Source organism: Pseudomonas sp. LS-2 (genome assembly GCF_003605735.1).
Taxonomy (GTDB): Bacteria; Pseudomonadota; Gammaproteobacteria; order Pseudomonadales; family Pseudomonadaceae; genus Aquipseudomonas.
The window spans coordinates 135259-151001 of the sequence record NZ_QXTJ01000033.1; the positions used below are offsets into that span (position 1 = coordinate 135259).

A 15743-nucleotide genomic window follows, 5' to 3' on the forward strand; every position below is an offset into this window, starting at 1 on the left:
GTGTCGCTTAAACTCGCCGTATTCGGCGCACTTACCGCTAGCAATCCGGTACTGGCGCAGGCTCGCTGCAGATCGTCACGGCAGCAACGAATACATCAATGCCGAAATCGACACCAGCCCGACGACCACAACGAACACGTTGGACAGCTTGCCCGCGTACTGACGCATGGCCGGCACCTTGCGCACCGCATACATCGGCATAAGGAACAGCAACGCGGCGATCACCGGGCCACCGAGGGTCTCGATCATGCCCAGAATGCTTGGGTTGAGTGTCGCCACCAACCAGCAGACGACCAGCATGAACGCGGCCGTCAGGCGATCCAGCGCGCGCGGCGACGGACGACGACCGCTCTTGATCACCAGCCCCTTGAGACCTTCGCTCGCACCGATGTAGTGACCCAGGAACGATTTGGTGATCGCCACGAACGCAATCAGCGGCGCGGCGAACGCGATGGTCGGATTGCTGAAGTGGTTGGCCAGGTACGAAAGGATCGACAGGTTCTGCGCCTTGGCCTCACCCAACTGCTCCGGCGACAGGGTCAATACGCAACTGAAGACGAAGAACAGCACCATGACCACCATCAGACCGTGGGCGCGGGCGAGAATCTGCGAGCTGCGTTGTTCGGCGTGCTGGCCGTACTGGCGTTTCTGGTCCACGGCAAACGCGGAGATGATCGGCGAGTGGTTGAACGAGAACACCATCACCGGAATCGCCAGCCACAAAGTGTGCAGCAACGCCGAAGGCGCAGGCACGCTGGTGGCTGTGGACAGAATGCCGCCGGTCCAGTGCGGAATCAGAAACACTGCCAGGAACAGCAAGGCGACGATGAACGGGTAGACCATCAGGCTCATGGCCTTGACGATGATCCGCTCGCCGCAACGCACCACGGCCAGCAAACCCAGGATCAGCACAAAGGCCAATACCGCGCGTGGCGGCGGTTGCAGGTGCAATTGATGCTCAAGAAAGCTGCTGACGGTGTTGGTCAGTGCCACGCTGTAAATCAGCAGGATCGGGAACACGGCGAAGAAATACAGCAAGGTGATCAGCGCGCCGGCTTTCTTGCCGAAATGCTGTTCGACCACTTCGGTGATGTCGGCGCCTTCACGTCCCGACAGCACGAAGCGGGTCAGCCCACGGTGCGCGTAAAAGGTCATGGGAAATGCCAGCACGGCAAGGATCAGCAGGGGCCAGAAGCCACCGATGCCCGCATTGATCGGCAGGAACAGAGTGCCTGCGCCGATGGCGGTGCCAAACAGCCCGAGCATCCAGGTGGTGTCGTGGCGGTTCCAGGTAGTCGTCACGCTCGCGGGCGCGGCGTCGATACGCTGTTCGACGCTGTTGGCCTGATCATTCATCCGGTCGATTCTCCGTTGCCGGTGATAGCTACAAGGTCAAAAGCGCGTCGAAAAGCTCGGCAGTCAGCGCCCCTGACCGGTTCTCTACAGGGAAAGGGGAGCGATTGTCCGGGATTAGAGAAGAGAATCAAAGGGTTGTCGGAGGGATGGTCATGCTTTCAGGGGTTTGCGAGGGGGAACTGCGACATCATTACGCAGGCTGCCGGGCTCGTCGATCTTCTGTAGCAGTCCGGCTTGCCGGCGGTGGCGGTGGCGGTGGCGGTGGCGGTTTCAGCCAACCCTACCGCCGGCAAGCCGGACTGCTACAGATGTGTAGAGCTTGTCAACTGACGACCCGCCGCAACGGCATGCTCAACTCCACCCGTAACCCGTCGCTGCGGCTGTCGAACTTCAGCGAGCACGCACAGCGCTGGACGATGGCCTGAACGATCGCAAGACCAAGACCCGCGCCCGGGCTCTTGCCGTTGCGCCAGAAGCGCTGGGTCAGCTTGTCCAGATCGGGCTCCGGAATGCCGGGGCCGTAATCGCGCACGCGAAAATGCGCCTGACCGTCGAAGGTCTCCAGACTCAACTCCACTCGTGCCCCCACCTGGGTATGCCGCAAGGCGTTGTCCAGCAGATTGCGCAGCGCGGCAACCGCCAGCGCCGCCGGCATTTCCACCGGGGCTGTGGATAACTGGGTCGGCAGGATCAGCTCGATGCGCTCGTCATCGCCGTGGTTGGCATCGTGAATCGCCAGTCGTGCCACCTTCTCGGCATCGCATTGCACACCGTCATCGAACGACAAGCTGCCCTCGACCCGCGCCAGCAACAGTAACTGCTCAAGGGTGCGGTGCATCCGGTCGGCGCCCTCCTCCGCATGAGCCAGCGCCTTGTCGCGCTTGTCGCCCTCGGTCATGCGGGCCACTTGCAGGTGGGTCTTGATGGCGGTCAGCGGGCTGCGCAATTCGTGGGCCGCGTCGCCGGTCAAACGGCGCTCGCGCTCCAGCGTCTGGGCAATGCGCTGGAATAACTGGTTCTGGCTCTTGAGCAACGGTTGCAGCTCACTGGGCAGGTTCGGCACGTCCAGCGGCTCGACCGAATCGGCGCTGTGTCGATTCAGGGCGTCGCGCATGCGATTGAGCGGTGCCAGGCCGCGACCGATGCCAAACCACACCAGCACCAGACTGCCAAACAGCGCCACCAGCACCGGCACCGATGCCGCCAGTAAAACCGAATGCCCCAGCACGTCGCGCTCGATCTGCCGATCCGCCGTACTGACCCGCACGTTGCCGTGCATCATGGTGTACACGCGCCAGTGCTGATCATTGATCATCTGATCGTGAAAGCCGCTGGAGTCGGCCTTGAGCGGTTCGGCGGGCGAGCTTTCGGTGCGCGCCAGAACCTGTCCGCGCAACGAACTGAGCTGACAGGCCATGCCGGCAGGAATGCTCAGTTCTCCGGCGCGCAGCGATCGACCGTCGCCGTCCTCGGGCATCTGTATCTGCTCCAGCAGCCCCGCCACCATCCGCGCCGAGGCCTCGAGCCGCTGATCCAGCGACTCCATCATCTGCGTGCGCAGGTCACGCAGCATCCACGCAGCGGCCAGCACCCAGATCAGAATGAACGCCGAGCCGAGGGTCAGACTCAGGCGTGTTCTGAGGCTCATCATCCGTGTTGCTCCGGTATTTCACCTGCAGGCCCGAGGCGATAACCCAGACCGCGTACGGTTTCGATGATGCCGCCGCCGAGCTTGCGTCGCAGATGGTGAATATGAACGTTGAGGGCGTTGCTCTCGACTTCGTCGCCGAAGCCGTAGACACAATCCTTGAGTTGCTCGCTGGACAGTACCCGACCGCGGTTGTTGAGCAACGCCTGAAGCAGCGCCTGCTCGCGTCGCGACAGATCCACCGGCTGTCCGGCGAGGCGGGTTTCGCGGCTGCTCGGATCGTACGTCAGCACGCCGTGCTCGATGACGTTGACACTGCGCCCGGCCATACGCCGCACCAGCGTGTGCAGACGCGCACTCAGTTCGCGCAGGTCGAAAGGTTTGAGCAGGTAATCATCGGCGCCGGCCTGCAGGCCATCGACACGGTCGGTGACGGTGTCGCGGGCGGTGAGGATCAGCACCGGAATATCGGTGCCGTGCTGGCGCAACTGTCTCAGCAGCTTCAGGCCGTCTTCGTCCGGCAAGCCCAGATCCAGCACCATGACGTCGAAATGCGCCGCCGACAGCATGGCACGCGCCGCGGAAGCGGTGGCCACGCGGTCGACCGTCAGGCCTTGGGCATCGAGCCCGGCCGCAATGCCGCTGGCAATCAAGTCGTCGTCTTCACAGAGCAGTACGTGCATGGGCGGCCTCGAAAAAAAGGCGATTGAATCAATGAGCGATTAAGGGCGGATTATGCAGCAGGTCTCGGGCATCTGCTTTTGATTCTGGGGAACCCCGTGGGCGACCCTTCGTTAATCAGCCCTTAATCACCGCCGGCCACCCTCCTCTCATTCACGATCTGCCGGGTGTGCGCATGCGTAAGTTGTTGGTACTGATACTGCTGTTGTTTCCGTTGCTGGCGCAGGCGCTACCAGGTGGGGATCTGTTCAAGAAGCCTGATTTTCTGCCGGTCGGGCAAGCGTTCATGTTCAGCTCCGAGCGGCTGGAGTCCGGTGAAACCCGTCTATACTGGCAGATCGCCGAAGGCTATTACCTGTACCAGAAGCGCCTCAAGTTCGAGGGACTGAGCGTCAATCAGCAGCCGGTTCTACCTGCCGGCGATGAGCATAACGACGAGTATTTCGGTCAGCAGCACGTCTACCGTCAAGGCCTTGAACTGGTGATTCCAGCCTCCGCCACCGGCCAGGTCAAGGTCGGCTGGCAAGGCTGCGCCGATGCCGGCCTGTGCTATCCGCCGCAAAGCCAGGTCGTCGTTCTGGGCAGCGCGAATGCGCAGGTGATCGACGGTCAGGCACCGGATCAGGCACTCGCCAGTACACTGCAGGAGCGTTCACTGGGCTGGAGTCTGTTGATTTTCTTCGGTCTCGGTCTGCTCCTGGCCTTCACCCCCTGCTCGCTGCCAATGCTGCCGATTCTGGCGGGCGTGGTGGTGGGCAGTGGTGCGCGGCCGCGTCGAAATTTCGCGCTGGCGAGCGTGTATGTGCTCAGCATGGCGCTGATCTACGCAGGCTTGGGCGTCGTCGCCGCGCTCTTGGGCAGCAATCTGCAATCGACGCTGCAACAACCCTGGCTGCTGGGCAGTTTCGCCGGTCTGTTCGTACTGCTCTCGCTGCCAATGTTCGGTTTCTTCGAGCTGCAATTGCCGGGTTTCCTGCGCGATCGTCTGGAGCATGCCGGTCGTCAGCGTCAGGGCGGCAGTCTGGTGGGGGCAGGCGTTCTGGGCGCGTTGTCGGGATTGATGGTCGGCCCGTGCATGACTGCGCCATTGGCCGGTGCGCTACTCTATATCGCACAAAGCGGCAACGCGTTGCACGGCGCGTTGGTGTTGTTCGTCATGGGGCTGGGAATCGGCCTGCCCTTGTTGCTGGTGGTGACCGTCGGCAATCGCTTGCTGCCCAAGCCCGGCGCGTGGATGGATCTGGTCAAAGGTGTGTTCGGCTTTTTGCTGCTGGGCACCGCGCTGATCATGATCCGCCCGCTGTTGGCTGAAACCCTGTGGCTGGCATTGTTCGGCGTCCTGCTGTTGACCGTCGCCTTCAGCGCCATCGTGCAGACCCGCAGCCTGAAACGCGCGTCGCTGATCTGCAGTCCCGTTGGCCTGGTGCTTGGCCTGTGGGGTGTGATGATGCTGGTGGGCGCAGCCGGTGGCAGCGACGATCCATGGCAGCCGTTGAAGGTCTACAGCGGTTCGCGAACCGACGCCAGCAGCAGTGAGCGCCACGACGCATTCACCACAATCCGGGACCCCGCCGCTCTGGACCGCGAACTCGCAGCCGCCAGCAGCGACGGCCAGTGGGTATTGATCGACTATTACGCCGACTGGTGCGTGTCGTGCAAGATCATGGAAAAGAACGTCTTCGGCAAAGCTGACGTGATTCAGGCGCTCAACGGTGTGCGCCTGTTGCGTCTGGACGTCACCGCCGACAACGACGCCAGCGGCGAACTGCTCAAGCGCTATCAGGTGCCGGGCCCTCCGACGATGCTGTGGCTGGGACCGGATGGCAGCGAACGTCGAGAGCGCCGCATCACTGGCGAAGTCGATGACAGGCAGTTCATCGACCAATGGCAGACCACTCGGGAACACGGCTGATGCTGAGTTTCTCCCTCGGGCCGTTCGTGCTGGCGTTCAACCATTTGCTGTTGCTGGTGGCGCTCGCGCTGGCGACGCTGGTGGGCTGGATGGCCGGACGCCGCAAGGGCGTCAATCCAGAGCGCGCGCTGTTTGGCGTGTTTCTGATCGGATTGCTCGTGGCGCGTCTGACGTTCGTCGTCGGTTACTGGGCGCAGTATCGAGCCACTCCCCTGAGCATCATCGATATTCGTGACGGCGGTTTTTCACCGTTGGCAGGTGTGATCGCGGTACTGATCGGCGCACTGCTGTGTGGCTGGAGGCGACCCACGCTGCGAGCGTCGATGGGCATGGGCGTCGCAAGCGGCCTGCTGTTCTGGTGGCTTGGCAATCTGGGGCTCAACGCGCAGCACGACAGCGCGCGACTGCCAGACCTCACCCTGCGCAATGCGGCCGGCGAAACCGTTCAGTTGAGCGACTACCAGGGCAAGCCGCTGGTGGTCAATCTCTGGGCGACCTGGTGCCCGCCCTGTCGCCGCGAAATGCCGGTGTTGCAGGCCGGGCAACACGCGCACCCCGAGACGGTATTCTTGTTCGTCAATCAGGCGGAAAGCGCCGGGGATGTCGCGACTTTCCTGGCACGCCAGGGTCTGCATCTGGAGAACGTGCTGTTCGACGCCAATGGGGAACTGGGACAGCGGGTCGGTTCTGCTGCCTTGCCCACCACACTTTTCTATGGCCCTGACGGTCGCCTGTCGGGCAGCCACATGGGCGAACTTTCCAGCGCCAGCCTGACGCATTACCTGGACGACTTCAGCGAAGCGGCGATGCCCGCCTCTGCCCCATTCAAGAACACTCCATCAAGGAGCACTCAATGAGTTTCATGCGTTTATCCCTGGTCGCCGCCGGCCTGCTCGCTCTGCAAAGCACCCTGTTGCACGCCGAAGAATTGCCAGCGCCGATCAAGGCTCTGGAAGCCAAGGGCGCGACCATCAAAGGCAGCTTCGACGCGCCTAGCGGCCTCAAGGGTTTTGCCGCCGAATACCAGAAGCAGGCCATGGCGTTGTACCTCACAGCGGATGGCAAACATGTGCTGGCCGGCAACCTGTTCGACGAGAAAGGCGAAGACCTCAGCCAGGCGCCCCTGCAAAAACTGGTCTATGAGCCGATGACCAAGGAAATGTGGAGCCAGATGGAAAACAGCACCTGGATTGCCGACGGGGCCAAGACTGCACCGAAAGTGATCTACCTGTTCAGCGACGCAAACTGCCCTTACTGCAATATGTTCTGGGAACAGGCGCGGCCATGGGTCAAGTCCGGCAAGGTTCAACTGCGCCACATCATGGTCGGTGTCATTCGCGAAGACAGCGCCGCCAAGGCCGCGAGCCTGCTGGCTGACGCCAACCCGGAGGTCGCCCTGCAGAAACATGAACAGGCCGGCAAGAGCAGCACGCTCAAGGCCATGGAAAACATACCAAAGGCCATTCAGGCCAAGCTCGACGCCAACATGAAACTGATGGAGGACATGGGGCTGTCAGCGACGCCTTCGATCTTCTACAAGGACAAGGACGGCAATCTGCAACAACAGCAAGGCGTGCCACGGCCGGAAGTGTTGGCGAAGATGATGGGGCCGAAATGATCCACCGCTGTTCACTTGCTTGGCAGCACCGCAATTGGCGGCAGCGATTTCAAGAACGCCACCGCCGGAAGCCGGACCACTACCGATCTGGCGACAGCAATCGACACCGCACCGACCTGTGACCTTCTGACCAATGGCAACCCGGCCTGGAAAGTGGATACTGCATCGACCTGTCATACGTGTAAAAATGTCGATCAACATTTCAAGAGCCATAGTCGGGAGGCTCCTTAATGCGTTACGCCGAAGATCACAAAGCCCAAACCTATCAGCGCATCCTCCACGAGGCTGCCGCGCGCTTTCGTCGTGACGGTATCGGCGCAACCGGTTTGCAGCCGCTGATGAAGGCTCTGGGGCTGACCCATGGTGGCTTTTATGCCCATTTCAAATCCAAGGACGACCTGGTCGAAAAAGCCCTGCGTTGCGCAGTGGACCAACTGAACGAGTCGCGAGCTAAGAAGCTGTCGGCTGACGACTCGGCGGCGGCCTTCATCGACATGTACCTGTCCCCCGAGCATCGCACGGAGCCGGAAAACGGCTGCCCGCTGCCGACCATGTCCTCGGAGCTGGGCCAGCGCGGTCAACCCAGCGAGATCACCGATGAGCTGATCGAGCGCATGCTCGCCACGCTCGAAGCCGGCATGCCTGATGGGCAGGAAAACAGTGACAAGAGCGTGATGCTCATGTCGGGGCTGGTCGGCGCACTGGTACTCGCTCGTAGCGCGAAGAACCCGCAACTGGCTGAACGGATCCTGCAAACCACGCGGGATCAGCTCAAGCAGCAGATCAGCGCAGCCTGAACGAAAAAGCCCCTGACGTTTGCGCCAGGGGCTTTCTCACGCCCTCACGGCTGCCAAATCACGGCTGCCAGCGACGAAACAGAACGCTGGCGTTGACGCCGCCGAATCCGAACCCGTTGGACAACGCATACTCGATCTTCATCGGGCGCGCCTTGCCGTGGACGATATCGATACCCGTCGCTGCCTCGTCCGGATTTTCCAGATTGAGCGTCATCGGCGCGATCTGATCGCGAATGGCCAAGGCGGTGAAAATCGCCTCGATGCCCCCCGCCGCTCCGAGCAGATGCCCGGTCGCCGATTTGGTCGATGTGACGGCTACGCCGTTCTGATCACCAAACACTGTCTTGATCGCCGCCATCTCGCCTTTGTCACCGACCGGCGTCGACGTCGCGTGGGCATTGAGGTGCTGGATATCCGCTGGCTTGATGCCTGCCTGACGAATCGCAGCCTGCATGGCCCGTCGCGCACCGCTGCCGTCCTCAGGCCCGGCGGTGAGGTGATAGGCATCGGCGCTGGTGCCATAGCCCACCAACTCCATAATCGGTTTGGCACCACGGGCCAACGCATGCTCCAGGGTCTCGATCACGACGATACCCGCGCCTTCACCCATGACGAAGCCATCGCGATCTTTGTCGAATGGCCGGGACGCGCGCTCGGGCGTTTCGTTGAAGCCACTGGACAGCGCCCGCGCTGCCGCAAAACCACCCAACGCCACGCGGTCGATGCAAGCCTCGGCACCACCGCAGATGGCGATGTCGGCTTCCCCGTCACGAATCATCCGCGCAGCATCGCCAATGGCCTGAACGCCCGCTGCACAAGCAGTCACCGGCGCACCAAGCGGCCCCTGGAAACCATGCTGAATCGACACATGCCCGGCGGCCAGATTGACCAGAAACGAAGGGATGGTGAACGGCGAGAGCCGGCGAGGACCTCGAGAATCCGTTGTCCGCACTGCATCGGCAATGGACACGAAACCCCCGACCCCGGCGCCGATGACCGTCGCCGTACGTTCACGTTCTTCGTCGGTGGATGGCGCCCAGCCCGCCTGCCTGACCGCTTCCTGCGCAGCACCCAGGGCGAACAGAATGAAGCGATCCATTTTTTTCTGTTCCTTGGGCGGCGCGGCGGCATCCGCATCAAAGCCAGCTTCGGGATCGTCCGCCAGCGTCGGAACAGGACCGCCGACCTTGCCTGGCAGATCCGCCACCGTTTCCTCGGGCAACTGAACGATGCCCGAGCGCCCTTCGAGCAAGCGCTGCCAGACTTTCTCGACACCGGTGCCCAATGGCGTCACCAGCCCCATCCCCGTCACTACGATGCGACGTTCGTTCATGCGTTCACCTTTTCGACTTTCAGGACGTTCACAGGCGCGGACTCAAGCACCTGACGTTTTGTAGCGGGCGGCCGCGTGCTGCAGCGACAGGTTAGGCCCCAGTGCCAGACGTGCGTTGATGAACGCGTCCCAGTCTGCAGCGTTGGACAACGAGGGGATGGTGACGAGTTCCTTCTGATCGAAGCCGGCCAGTGCCGCATCGACCATTTCATTGACGTCCATCACCATCTCGGGTGGTAAAGCATTCAGGTCCATACCGGCGCGGTCCCAGATCTCAGTCCGCGTCGCGCCCGGCATCACAGCTTGAACCTGCACACCCTTCTCACCGATTTCAGCATTCAATGACTGGGTCAGGCTCAATACATAGGCTTTACTGGCCGCGTACACGGCGTTGAAACGCTCGGGAATCATCGGCACCACGGAGGCGATGTTCACGATGGCGCCTCGACCACGGGCCAGGAAACCCGCTGCGCCAGCTGATGCCAGGTGAGTGAGCGCAACGATATTGAGTTGAATCAGGCGATCCACCTCCCCCAGATCCGCCTCGGCCAATGCCGTATTCGAGGCTACACCGGCGTTGTTCAGCAACAGTGTGATCGAAGCATCGTCTCGCAGTCGCTGTTCGACGGCAGAAACGTCTTGTGCGTTCGTCAGGTCAGCTTTCAACACCTCGACCTTTACGCCGTGATTGGCACGCAGCTCGGTGGCAAGCGTCTCCAGGCGCGCCTGATCGCGGGCCACCAGCAACAGATCGAATCCTCGCTTGGCCAGCCGGTCAGCGTACGTGGCGCCAATACCGGAAGAAGCCCCGGTGATCAACGCTGTGCCGTGGGTATTGAAAGTGCTCATGGGTAGTTCTCCGTGGACATTGAGAGTAGCAACGCAGGCATATTACGCCCGTAATTTTAAAAATTATATGTTGATCGACATTTTTCATGTCAAGCCCTCATTCCCGGTGCTCATTGCGCGTCCGTTAAACGCCAGACAAAAAAAGACCGATCGATGATCGGTCTTTTTGGTGCCTTGAGGCGTTTCAATCCAGCGCAAGCCGGTCGCGGTTTCTGTCCAGCAAAGCCTTGCCGATGCCCTTGACCTCGATCAGCTCGTCTACCGATGTAAACGCGCCGTTCTCTTCTCGATAGGCGACGATGGCCGCCGCTTTTGCCGCACCGATGCCCGCCAGTTCCTTGTGCAGCGTTTCAGCAGTGGCGGCGTTGATGTTGACTTTGGCACCTTGCTCGGCAGACGCCGAAGCAGGCGCCACCGGAGGGGCGCCATCCGCCGGCGCAGCGTTGGTTGCAATCGAAAAGCCGGCGAGCAAGGCGAAGACAATGGACGACAGGTAGGAAGTACGCATTAGTAATGCTCCATGACATCGTGAGTTGGGAGCAGCTTTCCCGAGCTGCTTCCCAAACCTAGCCGATGCTCATGGAGCGTCAACGCAGGGATCGGTCACCGAATGTGTACGTCACGGCCATGCCCGGAATCAGGGCCCGTAAGGGGGGGCGCGGGTTGATTCAGTGCGTAAGCAAAGTTTTCCCGCGGTCAAGCGTTCACGGTTCGTGACGGCGCTGCAGATGAATCCAGTCGACGATATCGCCCTCGGGCGCATAACCGCTGACCGTGTCGCTCAGAATCTGGCGAACGCGGTTGTAGTCATCCTCGTCCAGCGCCTTGAGCAAATGCGAGAGGTTCTGCCGGAAGGCGTCCCATGACAGATAGTCCTCTTGAGCGCTCATGATCATCGGGTGACTGGTCACGCCCACATTGTCGCCGATCAGCAACTCTTCATAGAGCTTTTCGCCGGGTCGTAAGCCGGTGAACTCGATGGAGATGTCGCCATGAGGATTCTTATCCGAACGGATGCTCAAGCCGGAGAGATGCACCATTTTTTCGGCAAGCTCGATGATTCTCACCGGCTCGCCCATGTCGAGGACGAACACATCGCCGCCCTGCCCCATTGACCCCGCCTGAATCACCAACTGCGCGGCCTCAGGAATGGTCATGAAGTATCGGGTGATCTTCGGGTGCGTAACCGTCAGCGGTCCACCGGACTTGATCTGCTGATGGAACAGCGGGATCACCGAACCGGACGAGCCCAGCACATTGCCGAACCGCACCATGATGAAGCGGGTTTTATTGACCTGATGCACATTGGCGCGGTCGCCAAACATCACGGGCGCCGTTTCGCGGCTCAACGCCTGAAGGATCAGCTCCGCCAGACGTTTGGTGCTGCCCATGATGTTGGTGGGTCTGACCGCCTTGTCGGTGGAAATCAGCACGAAATTCGCAACGCCGGCCTGCAATGCAGCCTGCGCCGCGTTTAGGGTTCCAACCACATTGTTGATGACGCCTTCAGCAATGTTGTGCTCGACCATAGGCACATGCTTGTAGGCGGCGGCGTGGTAGACAGTGTCGACCTTCCAGGTCTTCATCACGTCCAGCAACTTGGAATGATTGCGCACCGAGCCAAGAATCGGCAGCACCTTGACCTTCAGCGACTCGCGCGCAACCCGACGCTCCAGCTCGGAGAGAATCGTGTACAGGTTGAATTCGCTGTGATCCAGCAGAAGCAGCGTCGTAGGCTTGAGCAAGACGATCTGTCGACACAATTCAGAACCGATCGAACCGCCCGCCCCAGTGACTAGCACGCATTGATTCTTGATGCAGTGTTCCAGCAATTCGTCCTGTGCGGGAACAGGATCTCGTCCGAGCAAGTCGGCAATGTCCACTTCCTGCAGATCGTCGACCTTGACTCGGCCAGCCGCCAGATCGGAGAAATTCGGCACACTGCGTACATGGAGCGGAAAGCCTTCCAGAAACCCCAGAATCTCGCGGCGCCGGGCTCGGGCCGAAGAAGGAATCGCCAGAAGGATTTCCTGCGCACCCGTGACATCGATCATCTGCTGGATATGCTTGGGCTTGTAGACCTGCAGACCGGAAATGACCCGGTTGGAGATAGAGTCGTCATCATCGATAAACGCGACCGGACGCATCGACCGCCCCATCCGCAATGCAGCAACCAGCTGATTGCCGGCCGCACCGGCGCCATAGACGGCGACTTTGGGCAGGCCGTCGTCGCGGGTCGCGAATGGGACGTGCTGTGCTGCGGAAAACCAGTCACCGAGAAAGTACTGGCGCATCGCAAGCCGCAATCCACCGATCATCACCAGGCTCAGCCACCAATAATTGAACATGACCGAGCGCGGCACGACATGCTGGTGATTGCTGTAGAGGTAGACGACAACCCCGAGAATCAGAGCCGAGAGGCTGACTGCCTTGATGATTGCAACCAGCGCATCGTTGCCGAAATAGCGCATGACCGCGCGATACATGCCGATCCGGATGAACAGCGGAATTGCGATGACAGGCGCGCTGATGAACAGCCAGGTGTGGATTTCGAGGGGATTGATGAGCTCGTCTACGCCAAGACGGACCACGAAGGCCATCCACAGCGCGAACCAGACCAGACAGACATCCGTCGTGACCTGAATGATCCGCTTCTGGCGGCGAGGAAGCGCCACCAGCACTGCGCGTAACTTGTCCATCCATCCCTCGAACACGGGTTCAATCTCCTATCGACATGAAACAGCAGTGTTTGATCCCTGCCTTACGCAAGAATTACACCATCCCCGACTCGGGGAACTCAGTCAGTTTCGTTCAAGCTCCCCGGCGCGAAATCCGAATGCCAGAACCACCAACGGAACGTAGGCAACGATCACCCCGATCACGCCATTCAACCCGAACTGTGTGACACAGACGGCAAGCGGCAACAGCCAGACCAGATTGATTACACCGACTGCGGACGTCACGGGAAGATGCCTGCCATATCTGCGGGACGCAAATTGGTACGCATGACTTCTGTGAGCCTCATAGACTTTGTCGCCACGAACGAGGCGACGGATGAGGGTAACTGTAGCGTCTACGATGAAAACCCCCAGAAGAATAAGCCAAGACCATAAGAACTGCGAGGAAATCCAGGCCGCCTGGAGCGATAAAACACCCAGAATGATACCCAGAAAGCCGCTTCCGGCATCGCCCATGAAAATTCTGGCGGGCGGAAAGTTCCAGAACAGAAAGCCCAGCACGGCCGCAACCAGAAGAAGCGGCAGCCAGATCAGCTCGTAGAAACCGCTCAAGGCGTAGATCAGCGCTGCACTGAGACAGACGCAGACCGCTTCGACACTGGCAATACCGTCGATGCCGTCCATGAAGTTGTAGAGATTGAGCAGCCATACCAGATAGAACACGGCCAGCACATGACCCAGCCAGCCAATATCGAGCAGGCTGCCGAACATAGCCACCGGCGGCAGACCGCCCAGCCAGATCAACGCCCAGACCGCAGCGATGAAATGCCCCAGCAGGCGCCAGCGCGCCGCGACATGGCCGTGATCGTCGAGAAAGCCCAAGGCCGCGATGACCAGCCCTGAGCCCAGCAGCGCGAGGAACAGCGGCGTGCTCAGTGCATCATCAACAAACAGGAAAACCAGGGCTGCAAGATAGCTGACGACGATCGCGACCCCGCCGCCACGGGGCGTCGGTACCGAATGCGAGCTTCTGCCATTGGGGATGTCGAGCAGACTTTTGTGCAGCGCATAACGCCGCAGCCAGTACGTCAACGCAAAGGAAATCCCGACAACAGCAACCGCCAACCACCAATGATTCATTTTTGTTCCGTTGTTGAGATCACGCGTACATACCGCTATCACCGAACGAGCATTCGGGATGGAAGAATGGGCCTACCGAAAAACGCGGGAAAGATATCACGCAGGGGGTTAAAACACGAAAGCTCGAATGAGCGGGAAAGCAGAGTCGAACTGCTGGCCCTAGATCGACGTGACCCCGGGCCGCAGATCCATTTCGATCAACCGGCTTTAAGCAGTTGTTCTATTTCCTTGACCTTCGCATCGACCAGTTCTTGATCGCGACGGCTTTCCACGTTCAGGCGCAGCAGCGGCTCTGTATTTGACCCACGCAGATTGAAACGCCAATCGGCAAACTCGAGGCTGATGCCGTCGGTTTTGTCGATATTCGAACAAAGGGGCGAGTAGTGCTCCAGCACCTTGCTCAGTACGGTCTTGACGTCGTCAACCTTGTAGTTGATCTCACCGCTGCATGGGTACGCGGCCATTCGTTCGTCAACCAGTTGGGAGAACGATTTGCCAGAGACCGACATCAGAGCAGTCACCAACAGCCATGGAATCATCCCGCTGTCGCAATAGGCGAAATCCCGGAAGTAGTGATGCGCGCTCATTTCGCCGCCATACACGGCGTCTTCCTTGCGCATGCGCTCTTTGATGAACGCGTGACCCGTCTTGCACAACACTGGGGTACCGCCGGCCAGATTGACTTGATCGATGGTGTTCCAGGTCAGACGTGGGTCATGAATGATCTTCGAGCCCGGATGTTGCTTGAGCAGCATTTCTGCCAGCAATCCGACGAGGTAATACCCCTCTACGAAACGCCCCTTTTCATCGAAGAAGAAGCAGCGGTCAAAGTCCCCATCCCAGGCCAGGCCCAGGTCGCAACCGTGCTCGATCAGAGCATCACGGGTGATGCTGCGGTTCTCGGGCAGCAGTGGGTTAGGGACGCCGTTGGGAAAGTTGCCGTCAGGTTCGGCATTGATGATGACCCACTCGAAAGGAAGTTGCTTTCTGATGGCTTCCAGCGCAGGCCCCACCGCTCCGTTGCCCGGGTCGGCGAGAATCTTCAGCGGGCGCAGATCAGCGCCTTTGACATAGCTGAGCAGATGTTCGATGTAAGCCGTCTTGTCCGGCTTTTCTTCGACGCGGCCCAGCTGGGCAGCTACAGCGCCGAAATCACCCGAATCGACGCGCTGACGAATCGCGTCCAGCCCGGTATCCCCGCTGATCGGACGCGATTCGCGCTGAACCAGCTTCATGCCGTTATAACCCTTGGGGTTATGACTGGCGGTGACCATCACGCCGCCATCGGCAGCATAGTGACTGGTCGCAAAATAAACTTCCTCTGTACCGCACAAGCCGATGTCGATCACATCCGCACCGGCTTCCTGTATGCCTTTCATCAAGGCCTGCGCCAGCGCTGGGCTTTCGAGACGCATGTCTCTGCCGACCACGATATTTTTGGCACCCAGTTCCACCACCATGGAGCGCCCAATCCGATAGGCAATATCGGCGTCCAGGTCATTGGGGACCTGACCGCGAATATCGTAGGCTTTAAAGCAACGGGTCTGAATAACGGGATAGTCGGGATTCATGAGTAAAAAACCTATGCGACGAAAAAACCCGAAGGTTTCTCTGTTCAGTATGAAGCAGTCCAGCCTTAGGACCGCACGCTACCCTCGCGCATAACAGCTTGAGGCGAGGGTTAGGCAGTAAAAACGGGAATTAGTTAACTGCGCGGGTGCAATTCTCTTC

General features: G+C 60.1%; 13 protein-coding genes. 4 read left to right on the forward strand and 9 right to left on the reverse strand.

The window, feature by feature from the left end; all coding sequences use genetic code 11:
- Nucleotides 1-75: 75 nt before the first annotated feature.
- The 3 genes from D3M70_RS18865 to D3M70_RS18875 all read right to left on the reverse strand — a co-directional run bounded on the left by D3M70_RS18865 (nucleotide 76) and on the right by D3M70_RS18875 (nucleotide 3687).
- Nucleotides 76-1356 (reverse strand): serine/threonine transporter, encoded by a 1281-nt coding sequence (locus tag D3M70_RS18865; RefSeq protein ID WP_120127209.1) that lies wholly within the window; start codon nucleotides 1354-1356, stop codon nucleotides 76-78.
- A gap of 322 nt (nucleotides 1357-1678) precedes the next feature.
- Entirely contained in the window at nucleotides 1679-3007 is a 1329-nt protein-coding gene (locus tag D3M70_RS18870; RefSeq protein WP_120127210.1) for an ATP-binding protein, read from the reverse strand.
- Nucleotides 3004-3687, reverse strand: coding sequence for a response regulator (locus D3M70_RS18875; RefSeq protein ID WP_120127211.1), 684 nt, complete (start codon nucleotides 3685-3687; stop codon nucleotides 3004-3006). Before D3M70_RS18875 ends, D3M70_RS18870 begins: the two co-directional genes overlap by 4 nt.
- Before the next feature lie 173 nt (nucleotides 3688-3860).
- Here D3M70_RS18875 and dsbD point away from each other — a divergent pair, with 173 nt between their 5' ends.
- The 4 genes from dsbD to D3M70_RS18895 all read left to right on the forward strand — a co-directional run bounded on the left by dsbD (nucleotide 3861) and on the right by D3M70_RS18895 (nucleotide 8012).
- Entirely contained in the window at nucleotides 3861-5597 is a 1737-nt protein-coding gene (gene dsbD, locus D3M70_RS18880) for a protein-disulfide reductase DsbD (protein ID WP_120127212.1), read from the forward strand.
- Nucleotides 5597-6454, forward strand: a complete 858-nt coding sequence (locus D3M70_RS18885; RefSeq protein ID WP_120127213.1) for a TlpA disulfide reductase family protein — start codon at nucleotides 5597-5599, stop codon at nucleotides 6452-6454. The genes dsbD and D3M70_RS18885 overlap by 1 nt, the downstream gene beginning before the upstream one ends.
- A gap of 5 nt (nucleotides 6455-6459) precedes the next feature.
- The gene (gene dsbG, locus D3M70_RS18890) at nucleotides 6460-7215 is read left to right on the forward strand and encodes a thiol:disulfide interchange protein DsbG (RefSeq protein WP_120127384.1); all 756 of its coding nucleotides are present in this window, start codon (nucleotides 6460-6462) and stop codon (nucleotides 7213-7215) included.
- A 230-nt stretch (nucleotides 7216-7445) separates the two neighbouring features.
- A complete protein-coding gene (locus D3M70_RS18895) occupies nucleotides 7446-8012 on the forward strand; it encodes a TetR/AcrR family transcriptional regulator (protein WP_120127214.1) in 567 nt (188 codons plus the stop codon).
- A gap of 58 nt (nucleotides 8013-8070) precedes the next feature.
- Here the strand turns inward: D3M70_RS18895 and fabF are convergent, their stop codons facing one another.
- The 6 genes from fabF to D3M70_RS18925 all read right to left on the reverse strand — a co-directional run bounded on the left by fabF (nucleotide 8071) and on the right by D3M70_RS18925 (nucleotide 15583).
- Complete coding sequence (gene fabF / locus D3M70_RS18900; protein WP_120127215.1) at nucleotides 8071-9345, reverse strand: beta-ketoacyl-ACP synthase II; 1275 nt, start codon at nucleotides 9343-9345, stop codon at nucleotides 8071-8073.
- A 42-nt stretch (nucleotides 9346-9387) separates the two neighbouring features.
- A complete protein-coding gene (locus D3M70_RS18905) occupies nucleotides 9388-10194 on the reverse strand; it encodes an SDR family oxidoreductase (protein ID WP_120127216.1) in 807 nt (268 codons plus the stop codon).
- Nucleotides 10195-10378: 184 nt separating this feature from the next.
- On the reverse strand, nucleotides 10379-10702 hold the full coding sequence (locus D3M70_RS18910) for a helix-hairpin-helix domain-containing protein (protein WP_120127217.1): 324 nt from the start codon (nucleotides 10700-10702) through the stop codon (nucleotides 10379-10381).
- 196 nt (nucleotides 10703-10898) lie between these two features.
- Complete coding sequence (locus D3M70_RS18915) at nucleotides 10899-12893, reverse strand: nucleoside-diphosphate sugar epimerase/dehydratase (RefSeq protein WP_120127218.1); 1995 nt, start codon at nucleotides 12891-12893, stop codon at nucleotides 10899-10901.
- A 102-nt stretch (nucleotides 12894-12995) separates the two neighbouring features.
- A complete protein-coding gene (locus tag D3M70_RS18920) occupies nucleotides 12996-14012 on the reverse strand; it encodes a glycosyltransferase family 4 protein (RefSeq protein WP_120127219.1) in 1017 nt (338 codons plus the stop codon).
- Nucleotides 14013-14209: 197 nt separating this feature from the next.
- Nucleotides 14210-15583 carry a phosphomannomutase gene (locus D3M70_RS18925; protein WP_120127220.1) on the reverse strand — a complete coding sequence of 458 codons (1374 nt, stop codon included), beginning with the start codon at nucleotides 15581-15583 and terminating at the stop codon, nucleotides 14210-14212.
- Nucleotides 15584-15743: the final 160 nt, after the last annotated feature.

Excerpts from the sequence above, each read along its gene's own strand:
- D3M70_RS18905 (WP_120127216.1), bottom strand. The coding sequence starts at position 10,194 with ATGAGCACTTTCAATACCCACGGCACAGCGTTGATCACCGGGGCTTCT.
- D3M70_RS18925 (WP_120127220.1), bottom strand. The coding sequence starts at position 15,583 with ATGAATCCCGACTATCCCGTTATTCAGACCCGTTGCTTTAAAGCCTAC.
- fabF (WP_120127215.1), bottom strand. The coding sequence starts at position 9,345 with ATGAACGAACGTCGCATCGTAGTGACGGGGATGGGGCTGGTGACGCCA.
- D3M70_RS18875 (WP_120127211.1), bottom strand. The coding sequence starts at position 3,687 with ATGCACGTACTGCTCTGTGAAGACGACGACTTGATTGCCAGCGGCATT.
- D3M70_RS18870 (WP_120127210.1), bottom strand. The coding sequence starts at position 3,007 with ATGATGAGCCTCAGAACACGCCTGAGTCTGACCCTCGGCTCGGCGTTC.
- D3M70_RS18865 (WP_120127209.1), bottom strand. The coding sequence starts at position 1,356 with ATGAATGATCAGGCCAACAGCGTCGAACAGCGTATCGACGCCGCGCCC.
- D3M70_RS18910 (WP_120127217.1), bottom strand. The coding sequence starts at position 10,702 with ATGCGTACTTCCTACCTGTCGTCCATTGTCTTCGCCTTGCTCGCCGGC.
- D3M70_RS18915 (WP_120127218.1), bottom strand. The coding sequence starts at position 12,893 with ATGGACAAGTTACGCGCAGTGCTGGTGGCGCTTCCTCGCCGCCAGAAG.
- D3M70_RS18920 (WP_120127219.1), bottom strand. The coding sequence starts at position 14,012 with ATGAATCATTGGTGGTTGGCGGTTGCTGTTGTCGGGATTTCCTTTGCG.
- dsbD (WP_120127212.1), top strand. The coding sequence starts at position 3,861 with ATGCGTAAGTTGTTGGTACTGATACTGCTGTTGTTTCCGTTGCTGGCG.
- dsbG (WP_120127384.1), top strand. The coding sequence starts at position 6,460 with ATGCGTTTATCCCTGGTCGCCGCCGGCCTGCTCGCTCTGCAAAGCACC.
- D3M70_RS18895 (WP_120127214.1), top strand. The coding sequence starts at position 7,446 with ATGCGTTACGCCGAAGATCACAAAGCCCAAACCTATCAGCGCATCCTC.
- D3M70_RS18885 (WP_120127213.1), top strand. The coding sequence starts at position 5,597 with ATGCTGAGTTTCTCCCTCGGGCCGTTCGTGCTGGCGTTCAACCATTTG.